Origin of the sequence: Oceanibaculum nanhaiense (assembly GCF_002148795.1) — a bacterium.
In the GTDB taxonomy this organism is placed as follows: domain Bacteria; phylum Pseudomonadota; class Alphaproteobacteria; order Oceanibaculales; family Oceanibaculaceae; genus Oceanibaculum; species Oceanibaculum nanhaiense.
In genome coordinates this window covers 95,088-116,741 of sequence record NZ_MPOB01000006.1, presented here as the reverse complement: position 1 = coordinate 116,741, position 21,654 = coordinate 95,088, and the positions used below count along the sequence as shown (strand labels likewise).

Genomic DNA, 21,654 nt, shown 5'->3' with positions numbered 1-21,654 from the left:
CTGCGGCTTTCCGCCGTTTCCGCGAGGAAGATTTACAGCATGTCGATGGACAAGGCCACCGTCGCGAATGTCGCCCGCCTGGCGCGCATTAAACTCAACGAAGAAGAGCTGGACCTCTATACCAACGAGCTGTCCGGCATTCTGGACTGGATCGAGCAATTGCAGGCCGTGAATACCGACGGCGTCGAGCCGATGAGCAGCGTCGTCGAACGGCTGCTGCCCGAGCGTGAGGACGTGGTGACGGACGGCAACATCCAGGAGGATGTGCTGGCGAACGCGCCGGAAGCGGCGCATGGCTATTACGTGGTGCCGAAGGTGGTCGAATAATGGCGTCTCTTACCGGACTGACGATGGCGGCGGCCCTGGATGGCCTCGCCAAGAAGGAATTTTCCAGCACCGAGCTGACCGGCGCCTATGTGGCTGCGGTGGAGCAGGCCCGGCATCTGAATGCCTATATCGTGGAGACGCCGGAGCAGGCGCTCGACATGGCCAAGGCGTCCGATGCGCGGCGTGCCAAGGGCACTGCCGGCGCGATGGACGGGCTGCCGCTGGGCATCAAGGATCTGTACTGCACCAAGGGCGTGCAGACCACGGCGGGCAGCCACATCCTGGAAGGCTTCACGCCGACCTATGAATCGACCGTCACCCAGAAACTGTGGGATGCCGGCGCGGTCATGCTGGGCAAGCTGAACCTGGACGAATTCGCCATGGGCTCGGCCAACATCACCAGTCATTTCGGCAATGTGGAAAGCCCCTGGCGCAAGCCGGGCGACAACCGGCCGCTGGTGCCGGGCGGTTCCTCGGGCGGGTCGGCGGCGGCGGTTTCCGCCCATGCCGCCATCGCCGCGACCGGGACGGATACCGGCGGCTCGATCCGCCAGCCGGCCTCCTTCACCGGCATCGTCGGCATGAAGCCGACCTATGGCCGCTGCTCGCGCTGGGGCATCGTCGCCTTCGCCTCCTCGCTGGATCAGGCCGGGCCGATGACCCGCAGCGTCACCGACGCGGCGATCATGCTGGGCGTTATGGCCGGGTTCGATCCGAAGGATTCCACCTCGGTCGATATCGCCGTGCCGGATTACCGCGCCGCGCTGGAAGGCTCGGTGAAGGGGCTGCGCGTCGGTATCCCGAAGGAATACCGCGTCGAGGGCATGCCGGCCGAGATCGAGCAGCAGTGGCAGCAGGGCATCGACTGGCTGAAGGCGGCCGGCATGGTGCCGGTCGAGGTCAGCCTGCCGCACACCAAGCATGCGCTGCCGACCTACTACATCATCGCGCCGGCGGAGGCATCGTCCAACCTGGCGCGCTATGACGGTGTGCGCTACGGGCTGCGCGTCGAGGGCGACACGCTGGACGGGCTGTACGAGAACAGCCGTGCCGCCGGCTTCGGGGCGGAAGTGAAGCGCCGCGTGCTGATCGGCACCTATGTGCTGTCGGCGGGCTATTATGACGCCTATTACCTGAAGGCGCAGAAGATCCGCACGCTGATCGCCGAGGATTTCCGCAAGGCCTATGAGCAGTGCGACGTCATCCTGACCCCGACCTCGCCGTCCGCGGCCTTCGCCATCGGCGAGAAGATGGACGATCCGGTCGCCATGTATATGCAGGACGTCTTCACCGTGCCGGCGAATCTGGCCGGTATTCCGGGCCTTTCCGTGCCCTCGGGCGTTTCCGCCGACGGGTTGCCGCTGGGGTTGCAGGTGCTGGGTAAGGCGTTCGATGAGGAGACGGTCCTGAAAGTCGGCCGGGTGATCGAGAAGGCGGCGGCTTTCAGCGCCCGTCCGTCCTTCCTGGCGGGAGAATAAGAGCATGAGCGGATTGCTGATCGAGGGACGCACCGGCACCTGGGAGGTCGTGATCGGCCTGGAAGTGCATGCGCAGGTCACCTCCAACGCCAAGCTGTTCTCCGGCGCCTCGGCGGAATTCGGCGCGGAGCCGAACAGCCAGGTCAGCCTCGTCGATGCGGCGATGCCCGGCATGCTGCCGGTCATCAACAAAGTCTGCGTCGATCAGGCGATCAAGACCGGCCTGGGCCTGAACGCGGCGATCAACCGGACCAGCGTGTTCGCCCGCAAGAACTACTTCTATGCCGATCTGCCGCAGGGCTATCAGATCTCGCAGTACGAGAAGCCGATCGTCGGCGAGGGTATCGTGCTGGTCGATCTGCCGGACGGCACGACCAAGGAAGTCGGCATCGAGCGGCTGCATCTGGAGCAGGATGCCGGCAAGAGCCTGCATGACCAGCACCCGACCCGCAGCTATATCGATCTGAACCGCTCCGGCGTGGCGCTGATGGAGATCGTCTCGCGCCCCGATCTGCGTTCCGGCGACGAGGCGGCGGCGTATCTGACCAAGCTGCGCGCCATCCTGCGCTATCTCGGCACCTGCGACGGCAACATGGAAGAAGGCTCCATGCGCTGCGACGCGAACGTGTCGGTGCGCAAGGCCGGCGATCCTCTGGGCACGCGCTGCGAGATCAAGAATGTGAATTCGATCCGCTTCGTGAAGCAGGCCATCGAATATGAAGCGCGCCGCCAGGTCGAACTGATCGAGGAGGGCGGCACGATCAACCAGGAAACCCGCCTGTTCGATTCGCGCCAGGGTGTCACCCGTTCCATGCGCTCCAAGGAGCATGCGCATGATTATCGCTACTTCCCCGATCCCGACCTGCTGCCGCTGGTCCTGACCGAGGAGCGTATCGCGACGATCAAGGCCAGCCTGCCGGAACTGCCGGACGCCAAGAAGCAGCGCTTCATGCAGGATTATGGCCTGTCGGCCTACGATGCCGGCGTGCTGGTGGCGGAGCAGGAGACGTCGGGCTTCTACGAGAAGGTGGTGACGGCTAGCGGCGATGCCAAGCTGGCGGCGAACTGGGTCATCACCGAGCTGTTCGGCCAGCTGAACAATGCCGGCAAGGATATCGCCGACAGCCCGGTTTCGGCCGCGGCGCTGGGCAAGATGATCGCCCGCATCAAGGACGGCACGATCTCCGGCCGCATCGCCAAGGATGTGTTCGCCGAGATGTTCGAGACCGGCAAGGACGCCGATGCGATCATCGAGGAGAAGGGGCTGAAGCAGGTCTCCGACACCGGCGCCATCGAGAAGGTGATCGACGAGGTGATCGCCGCCAACCAGGACAAGGTGGCGGAATACAAGTCGGGCAAGGACAAGCTGTTCGGCTTCTTCGTCGGCCAGGTGATGAAGGCCAGCCAGGGCAAGGCCAATCCGGGGATGGTGAACGAGCTGCTGAAAAGCAAGCTGGCCTGACGGCGATGACCGCTTCCGGCCTGAAGCTCGCGGTCTTCGACTGCGACGGCACGCTGGTCGACAGCCAGCATCACATCGTGGCGGCGGTGGTGGAGACCTGGCGGCGCCACGATCTGCCGCCGCCGGCCGCCGCGCTGGTGCGCACCGGAATCGGCCTGCCGCTGCACCAGACATTGTCCCGGCTGGCGCCGGATGGCGACGCTGCGCTGCATGACAGCCTGACCGATACCTACAAGGCGGTCTATACCGCCATGCGCCAGCAGCCCGATCATTGGGAACCGCTCTATCCCGGAGTCGTTGAAACACTGGACCGACTGTCGGCGGCCGGCTGGCTGCTCGGCATCGCCACCGGCAAGGCGAAGCGCGGGCTGCTGGCGGTTCTGGACATGCACGCGCTGAAAGACCGGTTCGTGGTGTTGCGGACCGCCGATGACGGGCCGGGCAAGCCGCACCCCTTCATGCTGACCTCCGCCATGTCGGAGATCGGCGTGGAGCCGGCCGATACGGTGATGATCGGCGATACCAGTTTCGATATCGAAATGGCGCGCGCCGCCGGGACGCTGGCTGTCGGCGTATCCTGGGGGTACCATCCGATAGAGATGTTGCAGGCCGCCGGGGCGCACCATCTGGTGCATGATTATCCCACGCTGGCCGCCACCTTGCTGACCCGGACACCCTGCTGACCGGGCACCCGTCTAACCCGGCCACCCGTTTTGCCCGGGAGGAGGATTGACCATGCGTCTGAAAACCCTCGCCAAGATCGTCGGCGTTCTGCTCATCGCGATCGTCGTCGCGGTGGTGGTCGTCGTCAAATCCATCGATTCCGAGGATGTGAAGCGGCAGATCGCCGAACAGGTTTCCGCATCCACCGGACGGACCCTGACCATCGCCGGCGATCTCGATGTCGGCATCTCGCTGACGCCGGTGCTGAGCGCGAAATCTGTGACCTTCTCGAACGCCGACTGGGGTAGCCGCCCGGACATGGCGCGCATCGGCGAATTGCAGGTTTCCGTGGCGCTGCTGCCGCTGATCAGCGGCCAGGTCGATATCCGCGAGCTGACGGTGCGGGACGCCGACATCCTCCTGGAAACCAACCGCCAAGGGCGTGGCAACTGGGAATTCGGCGCGGCGAAGCCGGCGGGGCAGGCCGGTGAGTCTGCGTCTGGCAGCGGCGGGGCGGCCATCGCCTTTCGCGACCTGACCATCGAACGCAGCGTGCTGGTGCTGAAGGATGCCGCCGCCGGCACCGAACAGAAGCTGACGGTGAACCGGCTGGCGCTGGAGCCGGCCGGCAATCTCAACAAGCTTGCCCTCGACATCCAGTATCAGGATATGGCGGCGGTGTTGTCCGGCACGGTTGGCAGCATCGACGCGCTGACCACGGGGCGTCCCGTGCCGGTCGATCTGGAAGGCAGCGCGCTGGGCATCGATCTGGTGCTCTCGGGCACGGCGGCGGCGAGCCCGAACGGGCCGTTCAACCTGTCGCTTTCCGCCAGCGGCAAGGATTTCGCAGGGCTGAAGCCGGTAGCGGGCGACCTGCCCGATCTTGGCGCGTTCGATATGAAGGCGCAGGTCTCAGGCAACGGCAAGGCGCTGAAGCTGGAACCGCTGTCGCTTAAGCTGGGCCGCACCGACCTGGCCGGCAACCTGTCGGTGACGCTGGACGGTGTCCGCCCCGCGATTACCGGGTCGCTCGCCAGCGATGCGCTGGACCTTGCCCCCTTCATGGGCGACACGGGGGGCGGCGGGGGCGGTACGCCTGTCGCCGGCAGCGCGGACGGCCGTGTCATCCCGAACGATCCGCTGCCGCTGGATGCGCTGAAATCCTTCGACGCCACTCTGGATTACAAGGCGGCCAAGGTGCTGCTTCAGAATGGCGAGATGACCGACCTGTCGGCGAAGCTGACGCTCGCTAACGGCGATCTCAACCTGAAGCCGCTGGTGCTGACTGCCTTCGGTGGGAAGATCGAACAGAATCTGCGGCTGAACGCGTCCGGCCAGACGCCGCAATTCTCCACCGAGGGCAAGGTGGAGAAGCTGGATATGGGCGCATTGCTGAAAGCCGCCGCCGACAGCGACATGCTGTCAGCCAACACCGATGCCAGCTGGCAGCTTGCCGGCCGCGGGGCAAGCCCGCGCGCCATCGCCGCCAGCCTGGACGGGCAGGTCCGCACCATCCTGCAGGGCGGTACGGTCAATAATAAGTATTTCGAGCTGATCGCCGCCGACCTTGTGCCTAAGCTGCTGCCCGGCAACACCGCGCAGGAAGCGAACCTGAACTGCATCGTCACCCGCATCGACATCGCCAGGGGCGTGGCAACCAATCGTGTCATGCTGCTGGATACCAGCCGCATCACCATCCTCGGCACCGGGACGGCCAATCTGGGCACCGAACAGCTGGACATGAAGCTGACCCCCTCGCCGAAGGACCAGAGCCTGCTCAGCCTGGCGACGCCGATTCTGATCCGCGGCAGCTTCGCCCAGCCCAGCTTCGCGCCGGACCCGGTGGCGCTGGCGACCGGCGTGGCCGGCGCGGTGGCGGGGACGATCGTGAACCCGCTGGGGCTGCTGGTGCCGTTCCTGTCGGCCGGCAGCAAAGAGAACCCCTGCGCACAGGCCATCGCTAGCCTGGACAATCCAGATGCCAAGGCGCCCCAGGGGACGCCTGAGGGGCAACAGCAAGAGCAACAGCCGGGCAGCATTCCCGGACTGTTCAAGAATTTGCTCGGCCGATAAGGAGACGGTCTCGTGAAGCGTTTCTACAAGCAGGCCGGCATTGCCTCGGCAACGGACGGCCATCGCGTCACGCTGGATGGCAAGCCGATCCGCACGCCGGGCAAGGCGGAGATGCTGTTGCCGGCGGCTGCGCTGGCCGAAGCGGTTGCCGCCGAATGGCAGGCGCAGGGTGAGGAGATCAAGCCCGACGACATGCCGCTGACGCAGCTCGCCGCGACCGCGATCGATCGTGTTGCCAAGGCACGCGAGGCGGTGATCGAGGAGCTGATCGGCTATGCCGAGACCGACCTGCTCTGCTACCATGCCGAAGAGCCCGAGGATCTGATCGTCCGCCAGATGGCCGCCTGGCAGCCGCTGCTGGACTGGGCGGCTGAGACCTTCGAGGCGCCGTTCCAGGTCACCGCCGGCATCATGCCGACGCGCCAGCCCGAACCGGCGCTGCGTGGCGTGCGCCGGGCGCTGGAAACGCTGTCCGACCTGGAACTGACGGCACTGGCCAGCCTCAGCGCGTGCTGCGGCTCGCTGATCGTGGCGCTGGCGGTGCGGCATGGGCGGATTTCAGCCGATGAGGCCTTCTTGGTCTCCCAGCTCGACGAAAGCTTCCAGATCGAGAAATGGGGCGAGGACGAGGAGGCGAGGAAACGGCGCGCGCTGCTGATGCGTGATATCGAAGCGGCGTCGGGTTTCCTGTCCCTGTGCCGGTTGAGCTGACCCAGGACAGTCGGAATATTCGGAACAGGTCATGAGTGAGCAGGCAGTCCGCTTATCCATTCTAGGCCGGGTCCAGGGCGTCTGGTATCGCGCCTGGACAGTCCGCGAGGCCGAGGCGCGGGGGTTGCGCGGCTGGGTGCGTAACCGCCGGGATGGCTCGGTCGAGGCGGTGCTGGTCGGCCCGGCACCCGCCGTCGAGGCGATGATCGAGGCCTGCCGGAAAGGCCCGCCGGCCGCGCGGGTCGATGAGGTGCTGATCAGCGATACGGCGCCGACCGGTGTCGGTGCCGGGTTCGAGCAATTACCGACTGCATAGGTGCCCGCATGCCTGTCCAGACCCGGCCTGTCCAGACCCTGCCTGCCCAGTCCTTGCTTGCGGCCCCGTCGCAACGCCTCTGGATGGAACGCCAGGGCTGGTTCCAGCGCCGGCTGGACGATATGCGCGGCGAGACGCCCACTGCCATCGGCGAACAGGCGGAGGCGTTGCTGGTCGATCTGCAGCTTTCCTTCTGCGCCGGCGCCTGGGTGGCGGTGGTCATCCTGGCCCAGACCGCGCTGGACGCGGATCTGGCTGACCGCGAGCTTGCGGGGGAAGAGACGGGAATTGCCCTGAACGACATCCGCTTCGGGCGCGACTATGTCTGGCTGCGCAACCGGCGCAATGATCTGGTGCATGAGGAGGGGCGGACGGCCCTTACCGTCCGCGACCAGACGCAGGACCGCGCGCGCCTCGAAGCCGAGGCGCGGCGGGCCGTGGAGTTGTTATTTAAAGCCCTGAAGGGGTAACCGGGAAGAATTAGGCGAGTTCGAAGATCGCCTCGACCTCGGTCGCCACATTGCGCGGCAGCACATTGGCACCGACCGCGAAGCGGGCATGCCGCCCGGCATCGCCGAACACCTGGACCATCAGGTCGGACGCGCCATTGATGACCTCCGGCTGGTCGGTGAAGGAGGCTTCGCAGGCGACGAAGCCGCCGAGCTTCACCACGCGGACGATGCGGTCGAGATCGCCGCCGGCGGCCTGGCGGGCCTGGGCGATCAGGTTCAGCGCACACAGCCGGGCCGATTTCTGGCCTTCTTCGACGGTGATGTCGGTGCCGACCTTGCCCTTGAACTTGATCTCGCCGTTCAGGATCGGAATCTGGCCGGAGACGAAGATGGTCTTGCCGCTGACCACGAAAGGCACGTAGTTGGCGGCGGGCGCCGCGGCGGCAGGCAGTTCGATGCCGAGTTCCTTCAGGCGGGCGTCGATACGTCCGGACATGGCAAATCCTCGTTCGTTTCTGTCGTTGTTATGTTGGTTCGTTAATGGCGTTCAGGGACAGTCGCGGCGTCTGCCGTTACTGCTCGTTATGGACGGGACCATAATCCCTCTTGCCGCGCGCTTCCAGTGTGCTGGCGACGGTATCCTTCACCGCCTCCAGCCGGCGCTTGCGGCGCTGCGCCTGGCGTTCCTTCTTGGCGGTGCGGTGGCGCACGACGAAGATCAGCGACAGCTTGTAGCCGACAAATCCAAAGAAGATGGCGTAGGGGATACAGCCAACCAGCATCGACTGGCCCCAGCTGGTCATCATGTCGGCGAAGCCCAGCACCGAATCCCACCAGCTTGTGGCGGTCGCGGCGGCCTCGGTTTCATATTGCCGGGCGAAGCTGTGGTAGCCGGTGGTGTGCCCGTCGCGGCCGAGCAGAAATTCGCCGGTCACATAGAACAGGTAATAGGAGGGCACCAGCGTCGCCACATTGGTGATCCAGGTCCAGGCGGCGGAGACGATCAGGCTGAAGTCCCACTTGAAGCGCCTGGCGATCAGCCATGTCAGGAAGACCGTCACCATCTGTGCGCCGACCAGCGGGGTGAACGCCCAGGCAAGACCCACGCCGACAGCCCGCGCCGTATATTCGGGCGGATGCTGGGAGCCGACACGTTTCATAGGCACGACCAGTTTCATCCGCGCAGTGCGCAGAAAACCAGCAAACCATCCCTGTTTGCGCCTGACTTTCAGGACACGACTCCCCTGCGAGATACCAGATTTTCCGGCAGTGCTCTTTCGATAGCTCTCTTCAAGATAGGGAAACCGCAGCCTTGCGCAATGGCGGATTCGAGGGCGCGCGCGCAAGATAATTCCGTCATGCGGAAACTGGCTTGAGAATCAAGTGCCTGCGGCTAAGGCGCGGGATAAAAAGAAAAACTGCCGATAACGCGGCCCCATACCCGGCAAACGAAAAAGGGGGCCGCCATTCTGGCGGCCCCCATCCAGTGACGACAGAGGAGGCAATAAAGGGGCTGCTGCGTCGCCGGAAAACTCTTCGGCCTTACGAGCAGCCGGTGGTGCCGCCGCAGGTGTCGCACTTCAGGCAGGTGCCGTTCCGCACCAGCGTGAAGTTGCCGCATTCCGGGCAGCTGTCGCCTTCATAGCCCTTCATGCGTGCCTCGCGGATCCTGTCGAACTTGGCGTCCACCGCCTCGACCACCTGCTGGCTGACGGCAACCGCCGTGGTGCGGGTGGTCGTGGTGGCGAGGCCATGATCGTGCCCGCCATGATTGTGGCCATGGGCATCGGCATGCGCGTGATAGCCGGTGGTGCCGTTGGCCTTGGCGGTTTCCGTCAGGCCGCCGGTGAACACCACGAGGTTGTTGCGCACGAAGCCGCGGCTGGTCACCCGCTCGACGGCGGCCAGCGCCTCGTCATTGGTGCGGGTGGCGTCGCCGGTGCCGCGTCCCACCGTATCGGGGGCGAGGTCGGCGGGTTCCGCATGGGCGAGGTCGGTGCGGCCGAGATAGCTGATCGCCAGTTCCCGGAAGATATAGTCCAGGATGGAGGTCGCCATCTTGATCGCGTCATTGCCCTCGACCATGCCCGACGGCTCGAACCGGGTGAAGGTGAAGGCATCGACATACTCGTCCAGCGGCACGCCGTACTGCAGGCCAATGGAAATCGCGATGGCGAAATTATTCATCAGCGAGCGGAAGGCGGCGCCTTCCTTGTGCATGTCGATGAATACCTCGCCCAGACGGCCATCCTCGTACTCGCCGGTGCGCAGATAGACCTTGTGGCCGCCGACGACTGCCTTCTGGGTATAGCCCTTGCGGCGGCCCGGCAGCTTCTCGCGGTTGATGACGCGCTCGATGATGCGCTCCACGATCTTCTCGGCGATGGCCGGTGCGCGCGCGGCGGCCGGCTGCTCGACGATTTCCTCGAACTCCTCCAGATCCTCGGCGTCCAGCAGGGCGGCCGAGAGCGGCTGGGAGAGCTTGGAACCGTCGCGGTACAGCGCGTTTGCCTTGATGCCCAGCTTCCAGGACAGGACATAGGCGTTGGCGCAATCCTCGACCGTCGCGTTGTTCGGCATGTTGATGGTCTTGGAGATGGCGCCGGAGATGAAGGGCTGCGCCGCCGCCATCATGCGGATGTGGCTCTCCACCGACAGGAAGCGCTTGCCGATGCGGCCGCACGGGTTGGCGCAGTCGAACACCGACAGATGCTCGTCCTTCAGGCCCGGCGCGCCTTCCAGCGTCATGGCGCCGCTGCAGTAGGTGTTGGCCGCCTCGATATCGGCCCTGGAGAAGCCCAGCGCCGCCAGCATGTCGAAATTCATGTCGTCGAGCTGTGCCTGGTCGAGGCCCAGCATGTCGCGGCAGAATTCTTCGCCGAAGGTCCATTTGTTGAATACGAACTTGATGTCGAAGGCGCTGGCGAGGCTTCCCTCCAGCTTTTCCAGCGCTTCGTCGGTAAAGCCCTTTTCCTTCAGCTTCGCATGGTCGATGCCCGGCGCGTTCTTCAGGCTCTGATGGCCGACCGCATAGCGCACGATGTTCTCGACCGTGGCCTCGTCATAGCCCAGCACCTTCAGGGCCTGCGGCACCATGCGGTTGATGATCTTGAAATAGCCGCCGCCGGCCAGCTTCTTGAACTTCACCAGGGCGAAGTCCGGTTCGATGCCGGTGGTGTCGCAATCCATGACCAGCCCGATGGTGCCGGTCGGCGCGATGACGGAGGTCTGTGCGTTGCGGAAACCATAGGCTTCGCCCAGCGCCAGCGCATCGTCCCAGGCCAGCCTGGCCGCCCGGACCAGCGCCTGTTCCGGGCAGTTGGCGGCATCCAGCGGCACCGGCGCCACTTCCAGCGCCTCATAGCCTTCGGTCGCGCTATGCGCGGCCAGCCGGTGGTTGCGGATAACGCGCAGCATGTGCGCGCCATTCTTCTTGTAGCCGGGGAAGGCGCCCAGCTCCTGCGCCATCTCGGCGGAGGTGGCATAGGCGCGGCCAGTCATCACCGCGGTCAGCGCGGCGCACAGCGCGCGGCCCTTGTCGCTGTCATAGCCGAGGCCCATGGACATCAGCAGGCCGCCAATATTGGCGTAACCCAGGCCCAGCGTGCGGTATTCGTACGAGAGTTTGGCGATTTCCTTGGACGGGAACTGCGCCATCAGCACGGAGATTTCCAGCGTCACCGTCCACAGCCGCACCGCATGCTCGTAGCCGGCGATGTCGAAGCTGCCATCTTCCTTGCGGAAGGTCATCAGGTTCAGCGACGCCAGATTGCAGGCCGTATCGTCGAGGAACATATATTCCGAGCACGGGTTGGAGGCGTTGATCCGCCCGCCTTCCGGGCAGGTGTGCCACTCGTTGATCGTGCTGTCGTACTGGATGCCGGGATCGGCGCAGGCCCAGGCGGCGTAGCTGATGCGGTCCATCAGCTCCTTCGCCTTCAGGCGCTTGTGCAGCTTGCCGTCGGTGCGGCGGATGAGATCCCAGTCGGCATCGGTCTCGACCGCGCGCAGGAATTCATTGGTCAGGCGCACGGAATTGTTCGAATTCTGGCCGGAAACCGTCAGGTAGGCCTCGGAATCCCAGTCCGTGTCGTAGGTGCGGAACTCGATGGCGCTGAAACCCTGGCGCGCGAACTGGATGGTACGCTGGATCAGGTTCTCGGCGACCATCGCGGTGCGTGCCTCGAAGATCGCCTTCTTCAGCGCACGGTTCTGCTTCGGATCGAAGCGCGCTTCGCCCTCACCGTCCTGGCAGGCGGCCATGACGGTGGCCAGATGCTTCTGGTTGATCTTGGAGCCGGTCACCAGCGAGGCGACCTTCTGCTCCTCATTCACCTTCCAGTCGATATAAGCCTCGATGTCGGGATGGTCGATATCGACCGTCACCATCTTGGCGGCGCGCCGGGTGGTGCCGCCCGACTTGATGGCGCCCGCCGCGCGGTCGCCGATCTTCAGGAAGCTCATCAGGCCAGAGGATTTGCCGCCGCCGGACAGGCGCTCGCCCTCGCCGCGCAGCTTCGAGAAGTTGGTGCCGGTGCCCGAGCCATACTTGAACAGCCGCGCCTCGCGGACCCACAGATCCATGATGCCGCCATCATTCACCAGATCGTCGCCGACCGACTGGATGAAGCAGGCATGCGGCTGCGGGTGCTCGTAGGCGGAATTCGACTTCACCAGCTTGCCGGACTTGAAGTCCACATAGTGATGGCCCTGCGCCGGGCCGTCGATGCCATAGGCCCAGTGCAGGCCGGTGTTGAACCATTGCGGGGAATTCGGCGCCGCCATCTGCGCGGCCAGCATGAAGCGCATCTCGTCGAAATAGGTGCGGGCGTCTTCTTCCGCGTCGAAATAGCCACCCTTCCAGCCCCAATAGGTCCAGGTGCCGGCCAGCCGGTCGAACACCTGCTTGGCGCTCTCCTCATGCGTGGTGCGGTCGGCGGGGGCGAGGGTGTCCAGCCGCTTGGCGTCGGGGGCGTTGCGCCACAGCCAGGACGGAACATTCTCTTCCTTGACCGGCTTCAGCGCCACCGGCACGCCGGCCTTGCGGAAATATTTCTGCGCCAGGATATCGCAGGCGACCTGCGACCAGCTGGCCGGCACCTCAATGTCCTTCAGCTGAAAGACGACGGAGCCATCCGGATTGCGGATCTCGCTGGTCGTCTTGCGGAAGGAAAGCGCGGCATAGGCATCCTTGCCGGCCTCGGTGAAGCGACGCTCGATTTTCATTCTGTCCCCCTCGGTCCCCTCGGCGCCCGCACCGCTTCTCCGTGCCTGGAATCGCTGCAAGGCCGTATGATCTGTCGTCCTGAGTGGCGACCGACGGTTTCGATCGCCTCGTCGCCGGATGCGAGGCACCCTATATCTAGCGGCGGAGAGCAAGTGTGCCACAAGTGGTGGCGTGTTCAACTGCATTTTGTGGGTTGACAGAATTTAGCCACATCACGTGGTTTTCCTGCACTGGGGAAGGGCGGATAATCACCCTGTGCGGCGCCCGCCGGGCTGGACGAATGGCCGCGAGGGTGCAATATTCCGGGCACTTCGTTGCCTGCAACCCAGGCACTACGTTGCCTTGCATCAAGGACGGACCCAGATCATGGCGGATATCGGCACCCGCTTGTACACGTGGCTGAACGGCGAGAAGGTCGGCGAGGACCAGTTCGGCAACATCTATTATCGCGGCAAGAAGGCGGCCAAGGGCCCGCGCGAGAAGCGCTGGGTGGTCTATAAGGGCGAGCCGGAGGCATCCAAGGTGCCCTCGTCCTGGCACGCCTGGCTGCATTATACGGTCAACACCCTGCCGACAGGGGCGGAGCAGATGGCGAAGCCCTGGCAGAAGGAGCATCTGCCGAACCTGAGCGGCACCGACCTCGCCTACCGTCCGCCCGGCCATGTGCTGCAGGGCGGCCAACGCGACAAGGCGACTGGCGATTACGAGGCCTGGCGCCCGGAATGAGGGCGACAACCGATAAAGCGGGAGCGCGCCGATGCATCGCAGCCTGATCGAGACCGTGATGGGCGCCGTCGTGCTGGTGGTTGCCGGCCTGTTCGTCGTCTTCGCCTTTTCCGCGGCCGACCTGCGGGCGGTTGGCGGCTATCCGGTGACCGCCTCCTTCGAGCAGACGACCGGCCTCAACAGCGGGGCGGATGTGCGCATCAGCGGCATCAAGGTTGGCTCTGTGATCAACCAGCAGCTGGATCCCGAGACCTATCTGGCGCGGATCACGCTGAGCATCGATCCGGCGGTGAAGCTGCCGCGCGACACCATCGCCAAGGTGGCGTCGGAAGGGCTGCTGGGCGGCACCTACATGCAGCTGATCCCCGGCGGTGACGACCAGATGATCGAACCGGGCGGCCGCATCACCTACACGCAATCCTCCGTCGATCTGATGGATCTGCTGGGCCGCTTCGTCTTCACCGCCGCCGAGAGCGGGGGCGGCGGGAGCAATCAGTCCGGGGGTAACCAGTCCGGCGGAAACAAGCCCGAAACCACCGCGCCGCTGAAATAGCGGAACCGGTGGGGCACCGCATCGTTATCCAGCGCATGTCGAACCATTCTCTCCCCGCCGTCTGTCGCCACTTGCTTCCTGCCATGCTGATCATGGCGGGCATCGCCCTTGTCATGGCGCGGCCGGCAGGCGCGCAGGACCGGCCGACCTTCACTCCCTATCCGGTGGCGGTGCTGCAGGGGCTGGACAAGATCACCGCGCGGATATCGACCTTCGAGGTGCCGGTCGAACAGGAAGTCACCTTCGGTTCACTGCACATCCTGGTGCGGACCTGCCAGAAGCGCCCGCCGGAGGAGCCGCCGGAGAGTGCGGCTTTCCTGGAGATCACCGAACAGAAACCTGGCGAGGCGGCCAGCCAGCAGTTCACCGGCTGGATGTTCGCCTCAAGCCCGGCGCTGAACGGGCTGCAACACCCGGTCTATGACGTCTGGCTGCTGGACTGCAAGACCTCCGAATAGGCGTGCCGCACATCGCCGGTGGGAAACCGTGCGGCCACGGTCAGCGCCTCGGCCAGCTTGATCTTGTACTCTTCGCGCGGGATTTCCAGGGCGCCGAAGCGCGTCAGATGGCTGGTGACGAACTGGGTGTCCAGCAGCACGAAACCGCCCAGCCGCAGCCGCGCGATCAGATCGACCAGCGCTACCTTGGAGGCGTCGGTTTCCCGGCTGAACATGCTTTCGCCGAAAAAGGCGCCGCCGAGCGCCAGGCCGTACAGCCCGCCGACCAGCCTGCCGTCGCGCCAGCTTTCCACCGAATGCGCGACGCCCATCTGGCGGAATTCCAGGAACAGCCGGACGATCTCGTCATTGATCCAGGTGTCGGGGCGGCCTTCCGCCGGTTCTGCACAGCCCTGCAGAACGCCTTCGAAATCGCTGTTGCAGCGCATCTCGAAAACGCCCCTGCGCACGGTCTTGGCGAGGCTGCGCGGGATATGGAAATGATCGAGCGGCAAGACGCCGCGCTTGCTGGGGTCGACGAAGAAAAGCTCCGGATCGTCCCGCGTCTCCGCCATCGGAAACACGCCGATGGCATAGGCCTGCAGGACAAGTTCCGGCGTTAGAGCCACTCTCTCTTTCATGGAAACGCTGCGTTGCCGTGCGCGGTGGTGTCCGGGCAGGCGCGCCGGGAAGGGCGATGCGGGGCCATCGGCCGAGCGGCGCAACGAACCCGGTGCCCCGCGCCCGGTAACCCGGAGGGCCGAACGGGGAGATGTGCCCTGTCGGCGTCGAAGGGCTTGTCCGTAGCCCCGCTACGCGCTGCACCCTTCTCCTGGTCAAGCCACATCCCCGTCCGGCGCAGACGCTTCCATGAAAGAGAGAATGGCTCTTGTGGGACCACGGGGTTACTCCCGCTTGCCGCCGTCCATCCAGCGTTCGAGCCAGTGAATGTCGTAATCACCGTCGATGAACGACTTTTCCGTCAACAATTTGCGATGCAGCGGAATCGTCGTCTTGATGCCGCCGATCACATACTCCTCCAGCGCCCGCCGCAGCCGCATCATGCATTCCGCGCGGTTGCGGCCATGCACCACCAGCTTGGACACCAGCGAGTCATAATAGGGCGGGATGGAGTAGCCGGCATAGAGGGCTGAATCGACGCGCACGCCGAGGCCGCCCGGCGCATGATAGTCGGTGACCTTGCCCGGCGAGGGCTGGAAGGTCACCGGGTCTTCCGCGTTCACCCGGCATTCGATGGCATGGCCGAAGAACTTGATGTCCTTCTGCTCGAATCCCAGCGCCGCGCCCGACGCCACCCGGATCTGCTCGCGCACCAGGTCGATGTCGGTGATCATCTCGGTGATCGGATGCTCAACCTGCAGGCGGGTATTCATCTCGATGAAATAGAATTCCCCGTTCTCGTAGAGGAATTCCAGCGTGCCGACACTGCGGTAGCCCAGCTTCTCGATCGCCTTCACGACGATTATGCCGAGCTGCTCGCGCGCTTCCGCGTTCAGCGCCGGGGAGGGGGCTTCTTCCAGCACCTTCTGGTGGCGGCGCTGCAACGAGCAGTCGCGCTCGCCCAGATGCACCACATTGCCGTGGCTGTCGGCCAGAACCTGCACCTCGATATGCCGCGGCTTATCGAGGAATTTCTCCATATAGACTTCGTCATTGCCGAAGGCGGATTTGGCCTCCGACTTGGCGAGCTGCAGCGCCTGGGCGAGCTGGCTTTCGTCGCGTGCCACCTTCATGCCGCGCCCGCCGCCGCCGCCGGTTGCCTTGATCAGCACCGGATAGCCAATGCTGGCGGCCATCTTCCGGGCCTCGTCAGGGCCGCTGATCGCGCCATCGGTGCCGGGCACGCAGGGCACGCCGGCCTCGATCATCGCCCGCTTGGCGGTGATCTTGTCGCCCATCATGCGGATATGGTCGGGCGAGGGGCCGATGAAGGTGAAGCCGTGCGCTTCCACGATCTCCGCGAAGCCCGCATTCTCCGACAGGAAGCCCACGCCCGGATGGATCGCGTCGGCGCCGGTTATGGTGGCGGCCGAGATGATCGCCGGGATGTTCAGGTAGCTCTGGTTCGGCGGGGGCGGGCCGATGCACACGCTCTCGTCGGCAAGCCGCACATGCATGGCGTTGGCGTCAGCCGTCGAATGGATGGCGACGGTATGAATGCCCATCTCGCGGCAGGCGCGGTGGATGCGAAGGGCGATCTCGCCGCGATTGGCAATCAGGATTTTTTCGAACATCTCTGCCCAGCTATCCGCCGTGCTTATTCAAGGACCATCAGCGGCTCGCCGAACTCAACCGGCTGGCCGTTGCTGATCATGATCTTGGTCACTGTGCCGTCGCGCGGGGCGGGAATCGGGTTCATCACCTTCATCGCCTCCACGATCGCGATGGTCTGCCCCTTGCGCACCACGTCGCCCTGGCGCACGAAGGGCTCGGCCCCCGGCTCCGGCGTCAGGTAGGCCGTGCCGACCATCGGCGAGGGCACGGTGCCCGGCAGGTCGCCGGCCGGGGCCGCTGGCGCGGGACTGGCTGCGACCGGAGCGCTGGCGGCCAGCGCCGGTGCCGCCATGACCGAGGTCATGGGCGCGCCCGGCTTGGCGACGCGGATGCGCACCTCGTCGGTTTCGTACTCGATCTCGCCCAGCCCGGTCTCGTCCAGCAGGGCGGCCATTTCGCGGATCATGGCCGCGTCGATCTTCTCTTTTTCCTTAGACATTTACTCGTCCGTTTGGCCGATGATGCGTGCCATCGCCTGCATTGCCAGAACATAGCCCTGGCCGCCGAACCCGCACAGGACACCGCGGGCGACAGGCGAAATGTAGGAGTGATGGCGAAAGCTCTCGCGCTTGTAGATATTGGAAAGATGCACTTCGATGACCGGCAGTTCGGCCAGGGTCAGCGCATCCAGGATGGCAACCGAAGTATGGGTATAGGCACCGGCATTGATGATGATGCCGTCCGCGCTGTCCCGCGCCTCGTGAATCCAGGAGACCAGCTCGCCCTCGTGGTTGGACTGCCGGAAATCGATGCCGAGATCGATATCTTCGGCCATGGCCCGGCAGGCATCCTCGATATCGCCGAGCGTCTCGCGGCCATAGATCGCCGGTTCGCGAACCCCCAACATGTTGAGGTTCGGCCCGTTCAGGATCATGATCTCGGGGCGGTCGGTCACGCGCGCGGCTACTCTCGTCTGTTTCTGAATTGACGCGTTTATAGCATGCCCGTCGCCAGAGGCAACGGAGGTGCGCGAGCCGCGCTACAGCTTTGCCCGCATTTCGGCGATCAGCTTGCGCATCCCTTCCTCGTTCACCGCGCCGGGAACCAGCGTCTCGCCGACGATGAAGGTGGGGGTGCCGCTGATCTCCAGCCGCTCCGCCAGCATGTGGTTGCGCTTCAGCACCGCCTCCACCGACGGGGCCTGCATGTCCGCCTTCAGGCGCTCGACATCGAGGCTAACCTCCTGGGCGGCGGCGAAGATCGCCTCCTCGCTCAGCCGGCCGCGATGCCCCATCAGCCGGTCGTGGAATACCGCGTACTTGCCTTGCGCCTGGGCGGCCAGCGCGGCGCGGGCGGCGATTGTGGAGACCTCGCTGAGGATCGGGAATTCCTTCATCACCACGCGGACATCCTTCTCGCTGGCCAGGATATTCTGCATGGCCGGCTTCATCGCCTTGCAGTAGCCGCACTGATAATCGAAGAACTCGACAATGGTGATCCGGCCGTCTGGATTGCCCAGCACCGGATCGTCAGGCTGGTGCTCCAGCTCGGCGCGCAGGGCCTCTATGCGCTGCTTGCGCTGGCCCTCGGCGGCGGCCTTCTCGCGGCTGCCAAGGACGATCAGGGCGTCGCGCAGCACTTCCGGGTTGGCCAGCAGATAGTCGCGGACGATCTGTTCGATCGCCTGTTTCTGGGGCTCGTCGAAGCCGGCCGGCGCCTGAGCCGCCGGGGGTGTCGCCGCGGGCGCGGTTTCCGTCTTCGGCGTATCGGCCAGGGCGGGAAGCCCTGCCAGGAAGATCATCGTACCGGCCAGCGCCAGCGCGGAAAGAGGGTTCGCCGTATATCGACCCACCGGGCTTTCTCCTTTTTGCCTTTGGTGATGGCGTGCAGACTATGCGGGGCAGGGACCGGCCTGTCCACGGTGTGGTGTCCACGGCCGGAATGGCGGCGCGCGCTCAGCGCTCGGCGTCGCGCCGTGTCGTGGTCTCGATATCCTCGGCGCGCAGCCAGCCCGGCGATCCGGTGGGGAGTTGCGCCTGGGCGCGGCGCGCCTGCTGGCGGGCGGTCTGCCGCTGGCCGGTCAGCAGTGCCTCCTCGGCCAGCGCCAGGGCGGCGAGGCCGGTATCGCCCAGCCGGCCATGGGCGATGGCAAGCTGGCGCCAGGCCCGGCTGTTTTCCGGCTGCTGGCGCACCGATTCCTGCAGCTCCGCCAGGGCCCAACGGGTGTCGTCCTCCTTGTTCAGGGCCAGCAGCGTCTCGGCATGGGCGGCGCGGACCAGCGGCGCGTCGGGCAGGCGCTTGATGGCTTCGGCATAGGCTTTCTGCGCCTCGGCGACGCGGCCATTCTCATAGAGCATCTGCCCCTTCAGCTCGCGGAAATAGGGATCGTCGGGATGATCGGCGATCAGCGCGTCGATGGCGGGCACGGCGCGGTTCATGTCCGGGATGCGGTAATAGGCGATGGCCCTTGCATAGCGCGCCGGAAGGCTGGTGTCGCTTGCGGGATAATCCATCAGCGTCTTGCCGGGCTGCTGCATGAAGCCGTGCAGCTTTGCCACCATGCGCTTGTGGCGCATCGGGAAGCCCTCGGGCGGCGGCGCGTCGGCATAGGGCGAGTTGGCCAAGTGGTTGCGCACGAAATTCATGCGCTCGCTGGTCAGCGGATGGCTGCGCACATAGGGCGACTGGCGGCTCGCCAGCAGCATTTCCTGGCCGCTCAGCTTTTCCAGGATTTCCACCATGCCGCGGCTGGACTGGCCGATCTCATCGAGGTATTTCACGCCGGCCTGATCGGCCGCCTGTTCCTGGTTGCGGTTATATTGCAGCAGCACGCGGCGCGCCATTTCCGACCCGCCCACCATGACGCCCATACCGGCCTCGCCCTGGCCGGACGCGGCGACGGCGACGGCGCCCAACACCATCGACAGGATCTGCGCGATGCTTGCACGGCGCAGCTCGTCCTGCAGGCGCGCCAGATGGCCGCCGGCGATATGGCCGGTTTCGTGCGCGATCACCCCCATGATCTGGTTGGGGTTGTCGGAGCGCACCAGCAGCCCGGAATTCAGGAACAGGTTCTGCCCGCCGGCGACGAAGGCGTTGATATCGTCGCCATTGACGATGAAGATGCGGATATTGTCCGGTTGCAGCCCTGCCGCCGCGAACAGTGGCGTCGCATAGTCGCGGATGGTATTTTCGATTTCCGTATCGCGAATCAGGCTCATGCCCGCTGCCATCGCCGGCAGCGGCGAGCCTGCAATGACGACCGACAGGATTATGGCGACCAGAACGCGAAATTTCTGAAGCACTATAGCGTCTCTCCTCGCCCCGCTTTGGTAAGTAAGTGGGGCAGTCTCTCCCGTCAATGAAAGGTTTTCGAGATTATGCAGTCACTGACCGCCTGGCGTCATCCGATAGCGGCGGCGATGGGCATTGCATGCTCGCTTGGCGTTCTCGCCGGTTGCGGCAGCACGGAGTCCACGCAATTCATCGCGCCGGACTTCGTCGGTGGCGCCGTGTCCGGGGAGCCGAGGGCGGCACTGGTCGCGCGCGACGTGCTGGCGGCGGGCGGCACGGCTGCCGATGCGGCGGTTGCAGGCTATTTCGCGCTGTCGGTGACGCTGCCCTCTTCAGTCGGGCTTGGCGGCGGCGGTGCCTGCGCGGTCTATGACCGGCGGAGCAATGTCGGCGAGATTCTCGAATTCCCGGCGGTCGCGTCCGGCACCGAATCGAACGCCGTGGCGATCCCCGCCGCGCCGCGTGGCGTGTTCGCGCTGCATGCGCGCTATGGCCGTATGCCCATCGACCAGCTGATCCTGCCGGCCGAGCGGCTGGCGCGTTTCGGCGAGCCAGTTTCGCGCGCGCTGGCCGAGGATGTGGCCTTCGCCGGCCGCGCCATCGCGCAGATTCCCGATATGCGGCAAAGCTTCGTCACCCAGGGGCGGCTGGTGCGCGAAGGCGACCCGATGACCCATCTCGATCTGGGTGCCACGCTGGGCCGGCTGCGGCAGGCCGGAATCGGCGATCTCTACACCGGACGGCTGGCGCGTGAGCTGTCCGCCGCCATCGAACAGAGCGGCGGCAGCCTGCCTCAGGCGGCGCTGCAGGCCTATGTGCCGCGCTGGCGGCCGCATGACGGGCTGGAACTGGGCGTGCACAAGGTGGCGCTGGCCAGCACCGATGCGGTGAATGGCGCGATTGCCGGCAGCCTGTGGCGGCTGCTGACCGACGGGCGGTCCTATGCCGCTGCAAGCCCTGCCGACCGGCCGCATCTACTGGCGGATGCCAGCCTGCGCGCACACCAGGCCGTCGCCGACCAGATTCGCGCGGACGGCAAGGTCCGGCCGCTTGGCAAGGAAGAGGCGGAAGCCGCGATGCGTGGGCACGACCGGGCGAAGGCTTCCGGCGATTCGGCGGCGCTGCCGCTGTCCGCGCCGGCGCATGGCGGGCCGGGGGCGGCCGGCATTGCCACCTATGACGGCACCGGCCAGATGGTGGCCTGCAGCTTCACCATGAACACGCCCTTCGGCACCTTGCGCAAGGTGCCGGGCCTCGGCTTCATCGTGGCGCCGCCGCCCGCACCCGCCGGCCAGCTGGGACCGGTCGGCCATGCGCTGATCGTGTTCAACGAGAACAGCAAGAATGTCTATTTCACCGGCACCGGCAGCGGCGGTTTTTCCGCCACCAGCGCGCTGGTCCGCGTGGCGCTTGACGCGGCGGCGGCGGAAGTGCCGCTGGATCAGGCCATCGCCGCGCCGCGCCTGCATCTGGGGGGTACCGCCGATACGCTATGGTACGAAAAGTCCATGCCGGAGGCGGTGCGTACCGATCTTGCGGCACGCGGCTACCGGCTGGAGGAGGGACGGCATTTCGGCCGGGTGCAGGCGGCGCACTGCCCGCAAGGCTTGCCGGGCAATCCGCTCTGCGTCCGCGCCACCGATCCGCGTGGCTATGGGCTTGCCGCCAGCGGCGACTGACAGACCGATACATTGAGGAAG

General features: G+C 65.5%; 21 protein-coding genes. 12 read left to right on the top strand and 9 right to left on the bottom strand.

Going from position 1 to position 21,654, the window contains the following annotated elements:
- The first annotated feature begins 39 nt into the window (after nucleotides 1-39).
- Genes gatC through BKM74_RS11985 form a run of 8 tightly spaced genes read left to right on the top strand, consistent with a single transcriptional unit; the run spans nucleotide 40 to nucleotide 7,500 of the window.
- Nucleotides 40-327 (top strand): Asp-tRNA(Asn)/Glu-tRNA(Gln) amidotransferase subunit GatC, encoded by a 288-nt coding sequence (gene gatC, locus BKM74_RS12020; protein WP_086465963.1) that lies wholly within the window; start codon nucleotides 40-42, stop codon nucleotides 325-327.
- Complete coding sequence (gene gatA, locus BKM74_RS12015) at nucleotides 327-1,805, top strand: Asp-tRNA(Asn)/Glu-tRNA(Gln) amidotransferase subunit GatA (protein WP_086465962.1); 1,479 nt, start codon at nucleotides 327-329, stop codon at nucleotides 1,803-1,805. The genes gatC and gatA overlap by 1 nt, the downstream gene beginning before the upstream one ends.
- Nucleotides 1,806-1,809: 4 nt before the next feature.
- Nucleotides 1,810-3,267, top strand: a complete 1,458-nt coding sequence (gene gatB, locus BKM74_RS12010; RefSeq protein ID WP_086465961.1) for an Asp-tRNA(Asn)/Glu-tRNA(Gln) amidotransferase subunit GatB — start codon at nucleotides 1,810-1,812, stop codon at nucleotides 3,265-3,267.
- A gap of 5 nt (nucleotides 3,268-3,272) precedes the next feature.
- A complete protein-coding gene (locus BKM74_RS12005) occupies nucleotides 3,273-3,950 on the top strand; it encodes an HAD-IA family hydrolase (RefSeq protein ID WP_086465960.1) in 678 nt (225 codons plus the stop codon).
- Between the two features lie 52 nt (nucleotides 3,951-4,002).
- Nucleotides 4,003-6,003: an AsmA family protein gene (locus tag BKM74_RS12000; RefSeq protein WP_086465959.1), complete on the top strand. Its 2,001-nt coding sequence runs from the start codon at nucleotides 4,003-4,005 to the stop codon at nucleotides 6,001-6,003.
- 12 nt (nucleotides 6,004-6,015) lie between these two features.
- On the top strand, nucleotides 6,016-6,714 hold the full coding sequence (locus BKM74_RS11995) for an ATP12 family chaperone protein (RefSeq protein ID WP_086465958.1): 699 nt from the start codon (nucleotides 6,016-6,018) through the stop codon (nucleotides 6,712-6,714).
- A gap of 31 nt (nucleotides 6,715-6,745) precedes the next feature.
- Nucleotides 6,746-7,030 (top strand): acylphosphatase, encoded by a 285-nt coding sequence (locus tag BKM74_RS11990; RefSeq protein WP_086465957.1) that lies wholly within the window; start codon nucleotides 6,746-6,748, stop codon nucleotides 7,028-7,030.
- Between the two features lie 8 nt (nucleotides 7,031-7,038).
- Entirely contained in the window at nucleotides 7,039-7,500 is a 462-nt protein-coding gene (locus BKM74_RS11985; RefSeq protein WP_140056076.1) for a hypothetical protein, read from the top strand.
- A gap of 10 nt (nucleotides 7,501-7,510) precedes the next feature.
- On the opposite strand, the gene BKM74_RS11980 is transcribed toward BKM74_RS11985, so the two are convergent.
- The 3 genes from BKM74_RS11980 to BKM74_RS11970 form a co-directional block, all read right to left on the bottom strand.
- Entirely contained in the window at nucleotides 7,511-7,978 is a 468-nt protein-coding gene (locus tag BKM74_RS11980) for a RidA family protein (protein ID WP_086465955.1), read from the bottom strand.
- Between the two features lie 76 nt (nucleotides 7,979-8,054).
- On the bottom strand, nucleotides 8,055-8,642 hold the full coding sequence (locus BKM74_RS11975; protein ID WP_245825936.1) for a DUF2062 domain-containing protein: 588 nt from the start codon (nucleotides 8,640-8,642) through the stop codon (nucleotides 8,055-8,057).
- 382 nt (nucleotides 8,643-9,024) lie between these two features.
- Nucleotides 9,025-12,708 carry a vitamin B12-dependent ribonucleotide reductase gene (locus BKM74_RS11970; RefSeq protein WP_086465953.1) on the bottom strand — a complete coding sequence of 1,228 codons (3,684 nt, stop codon included), beginning with the start codon at nucleotides 12,706-12,708 and terminating at the stop codon, nucleotides 9,025-9,027.
- A 367-nt stretch (nucleotides 12,709-13,075) separates the two neighbouring features.
- Here BKM74_RS11970 and BKM74_RS11965 point away from each other — a divergent pair, with 367 nt between their 5' ends.
- From BKM74_RS11965 to BKM74_RS11955, 3 genes are all read left to right on the top strand, one after another.
- Nucleotides 13,076-13,435 (top strand): NADH:ubiquinone oxidoreductase subunit NDUFA12, encoded by a 360-nt coding sequence (locus BKM74_RS11965; RefSeq protein WP_086465952.1) that lies wholly within the window; start codon nucleotides 13,076-13,078, stop codon nucleotides 13,433-13,435.
- A 31-nt stretch (nucleotides 13,436-13,466) separates the two neighbouring features.
- Complete coding sequence (gene mlaD / locus BKM74_RS11960; protein ID WP_086465951.1) at nucleotides 13,467-13,988, top strand: outer membrane lipid asymmetry maintenance protein MlaD; 522 nt, start codon at nucleotides 13,467-13,469, stop codon at nucleotides 13,986-13,988.
- Between the two features lie 83 nt (nucleotides 13,989-14,071).
- Complete coding sequence (locus tag BKM74_RS11955) at nucleotides 14,072-14,446, top strand: DUF2155 domain-containing protein (RefSeq protein ID WP_245825921.1); 375 nt, start codon at nucleotides 14,072-14,074, stop codon at nucleotides 14,444-14,446.
- Here the strand turns inward: BKM74_RS11955 and aat are convergent.
- The 6 genes from aat to BKM74_RS11925 form a co-directional block, all read right to left on the bottom strand.
- Nucleotides 14,407-15,066, bottom strand: coding sequence for a leucyl/phenylalanyl-tRNA--protein transferase (gene aat / locus BKM74_RS11950; protein WP_086465950.1), 660 nt, complete (start codon nucleotides 15,064-15,066; stop codon nucleotides 14,407-14,409). The genes BKM74_RS11955 and aat overlap by 40 nt on opposite strands.
- Before the next feature lie 264 nt (nucleotides 15,067-15,330).
- Nucleotides 15,331-16,680, bottom strand: coding sequence for an acetyl-CoA carboxylase biotin carboxylase subunit (accC, locus tag BKM74_RS11945; protein ID WP_086465949.1), 1,350 nt, complete (start codon nucleotides 16,678-16,680; stop codon nucleotides 15,331-15,333).
- A gap of 23 nt (nucleotides 16,681-16,703) precedes the next feature.
- A complete protein-coding gene (gene accB, locus BKM74_RS11940) occupies nucleotides 16,704-17,159 on the bottom strand; it encodes an acetyl-CoA carboxylase biotin carboxyl carrier protein (protein ID WP_086465948.1) in 456 nt (151 codons plus the stop codon).
- Nucleotides 17,160-17,615 carry a type II 3-dehydroquinate dehydratase gene (aroQ, locus tag BKM74_RS11935; protein WP_430436788.1) on the bottom strand — a complete coding sequence of 152 codons (456 nt, stop codon included), beginning with the start codon at nucleotides 17,613-17,615 and terminating at the stop codon, nucleotides 17,160-17,162.
- Between the two features lie 84 nt (nucleotides 17,616-17,699).
- Entirely contained in the window at nucleotides 17,700-18,512 is an 813-nt protein-coding gene (locus BKM74_RS11930; RefSeq protein WP_245825920.1) for a DsbA family protein, read from the bottom strand.
- 103 nt (nucleotides 18,513-18,615) lie between these two features.
- The gene (locus tag BKM74_RS11925) at nucleotides 18,616-19,965 is read right to left on the bottom strand and encodes a M48 family metalloprotease (RefSeq protein WP_086465947.1); all 1,350 of its coding nucleotides are present in this window, start codon (nucleotides 19,963-19,965) and stop codon (nucleotides 18,616-18,618) included.
- Between the two features lie 75 nt (nucleotides 19,966-20,040).
- On the opposite strand from BKM74_RS11925, the gene BKM74_RS11920 reads away from it, so the two are divergent.
- Entirely contained in the window at nucleotides 20,041-21,633 is a 1,593-nt protein-coding gene (locus BKM74_RS11920) for a gamma-glutamyltransferase (RefSeq protein ID WP_086465946.1), read from the top strand.
- The last annotated feature ends 21 nt before the right edge of the window (nucleotides 21,634-21,654 follow it).

Coding starts and splice junctions, on each gene's coding strand:
- gatC (WP_086465963.1), top strand. CDS start 40: ATGTCGATGGACAAGGCCACCGTCGCGAATGTCGCCCGCCTGGCGCGC.
- gatA (WP_086465962.1), top strand. CDS start 327: ATGGCGTCTCTTACCGGACTGACGATGGCGGCGGCCCTGGATGGCCTC.
- gatB (WP_086465961.1), top strand. CDS start 1,810: ATGAGCGGATTGCTGATCGAGGGACGCACCGGCACCTGGGAGGTCGTG.
- BKM74_RS12005 (WP_086465960.1), top strand. CDS start 3,273: ATGACCGCTTCCGGCCTGAAGCTCGCGGTCTTCGACTGCGACGGCACG.
- BKM74_RS12000 (WP_086465959.1), top strand. CDS start 4,003: ATGCGTCTGAAAACCCTCGCCAAGATCGTCGGCGTTCTGCTCATCGCG.
- BKM74_RS11990 (WP_086465957.1), top strand. CDS start 6,746: ATGAGTGAGCAGGCAGTCCGCTTATCCATTCTAGGCCGGGTCCAGGGC.
- BKM74_RS11985 (WP_140056076.1), top strand. CDS start 7,039: ATGCCTGTCCAGACCCGGCCTGTCCAGACCCTGCCTGCCCAGTCCTTG.
- BKM74_RS11980 (WP_086465955.1), bottom strand. CDS start 7,978: ATGTCCGGACGTATCGACGCCCGCCTGAAGGAACTCGGCATCGAACTG.
- BKM74_RS11975 (WP_245825936.1), bottom strand. CDS start 8,642: ATGAAACGTGTCGGCTCCCAGCATCCGCCCGAATATACGGCGCGGGCT.
- BKM74_RS11970 (WP_086465953.1), bottom strand. CDS start 12,708: ATGAAAATCGAGCGTCGCTTCACCGAGGCCGGCAAGGATGCCTATGCC.
- BKM74_RS11965 (WP_086465952.1), top strand. CDS start 13,076: ATGGCGGATATCGGCACCCGCTTGTACACGTGGCTGAACGGCGAGAAG.
- mlaD (WP_086465951.1), top strand. CDS start 13,467: ATGCATCGCAGCCTGATCGAGACCGTGATGGGCGCCGTCGTGCTGGTG.
- BKM74_RS11955 (WP_245825921.1), top strand. CDS start 14,072: ATGCTGATCATGGCGGGCATCGCCCTTGTCATGGCGCGGCCGGCAGGC.
- aat (WP_086465950.1), bottom strand. CDS start 15,066: ATGAAAGAGAGAGTGGCTCTAACGCCGGAACTTGTCCTGCAGGCCTAT.
- accC (WP_086465949.1), bottom strand. CDS start 16,680: ATGTTCGAAAAAATCCTGATTGCCAATCGCGGCGAGATCGCCCTTCGC.
- accB (WP_086465948.1), bottom strand. CDS start 17,159: ATGTCTAAGGAAAAAGAGAAGATCGACGCGGCCATGATCCGCGAAATG.
- BKM74_RS11920 (WP_086465946.1), top strand. CDS start 20,041: ATGCAGTCACTGACCGCCTGGCGTCATCCGATAGCGGCGGCGATGGGC.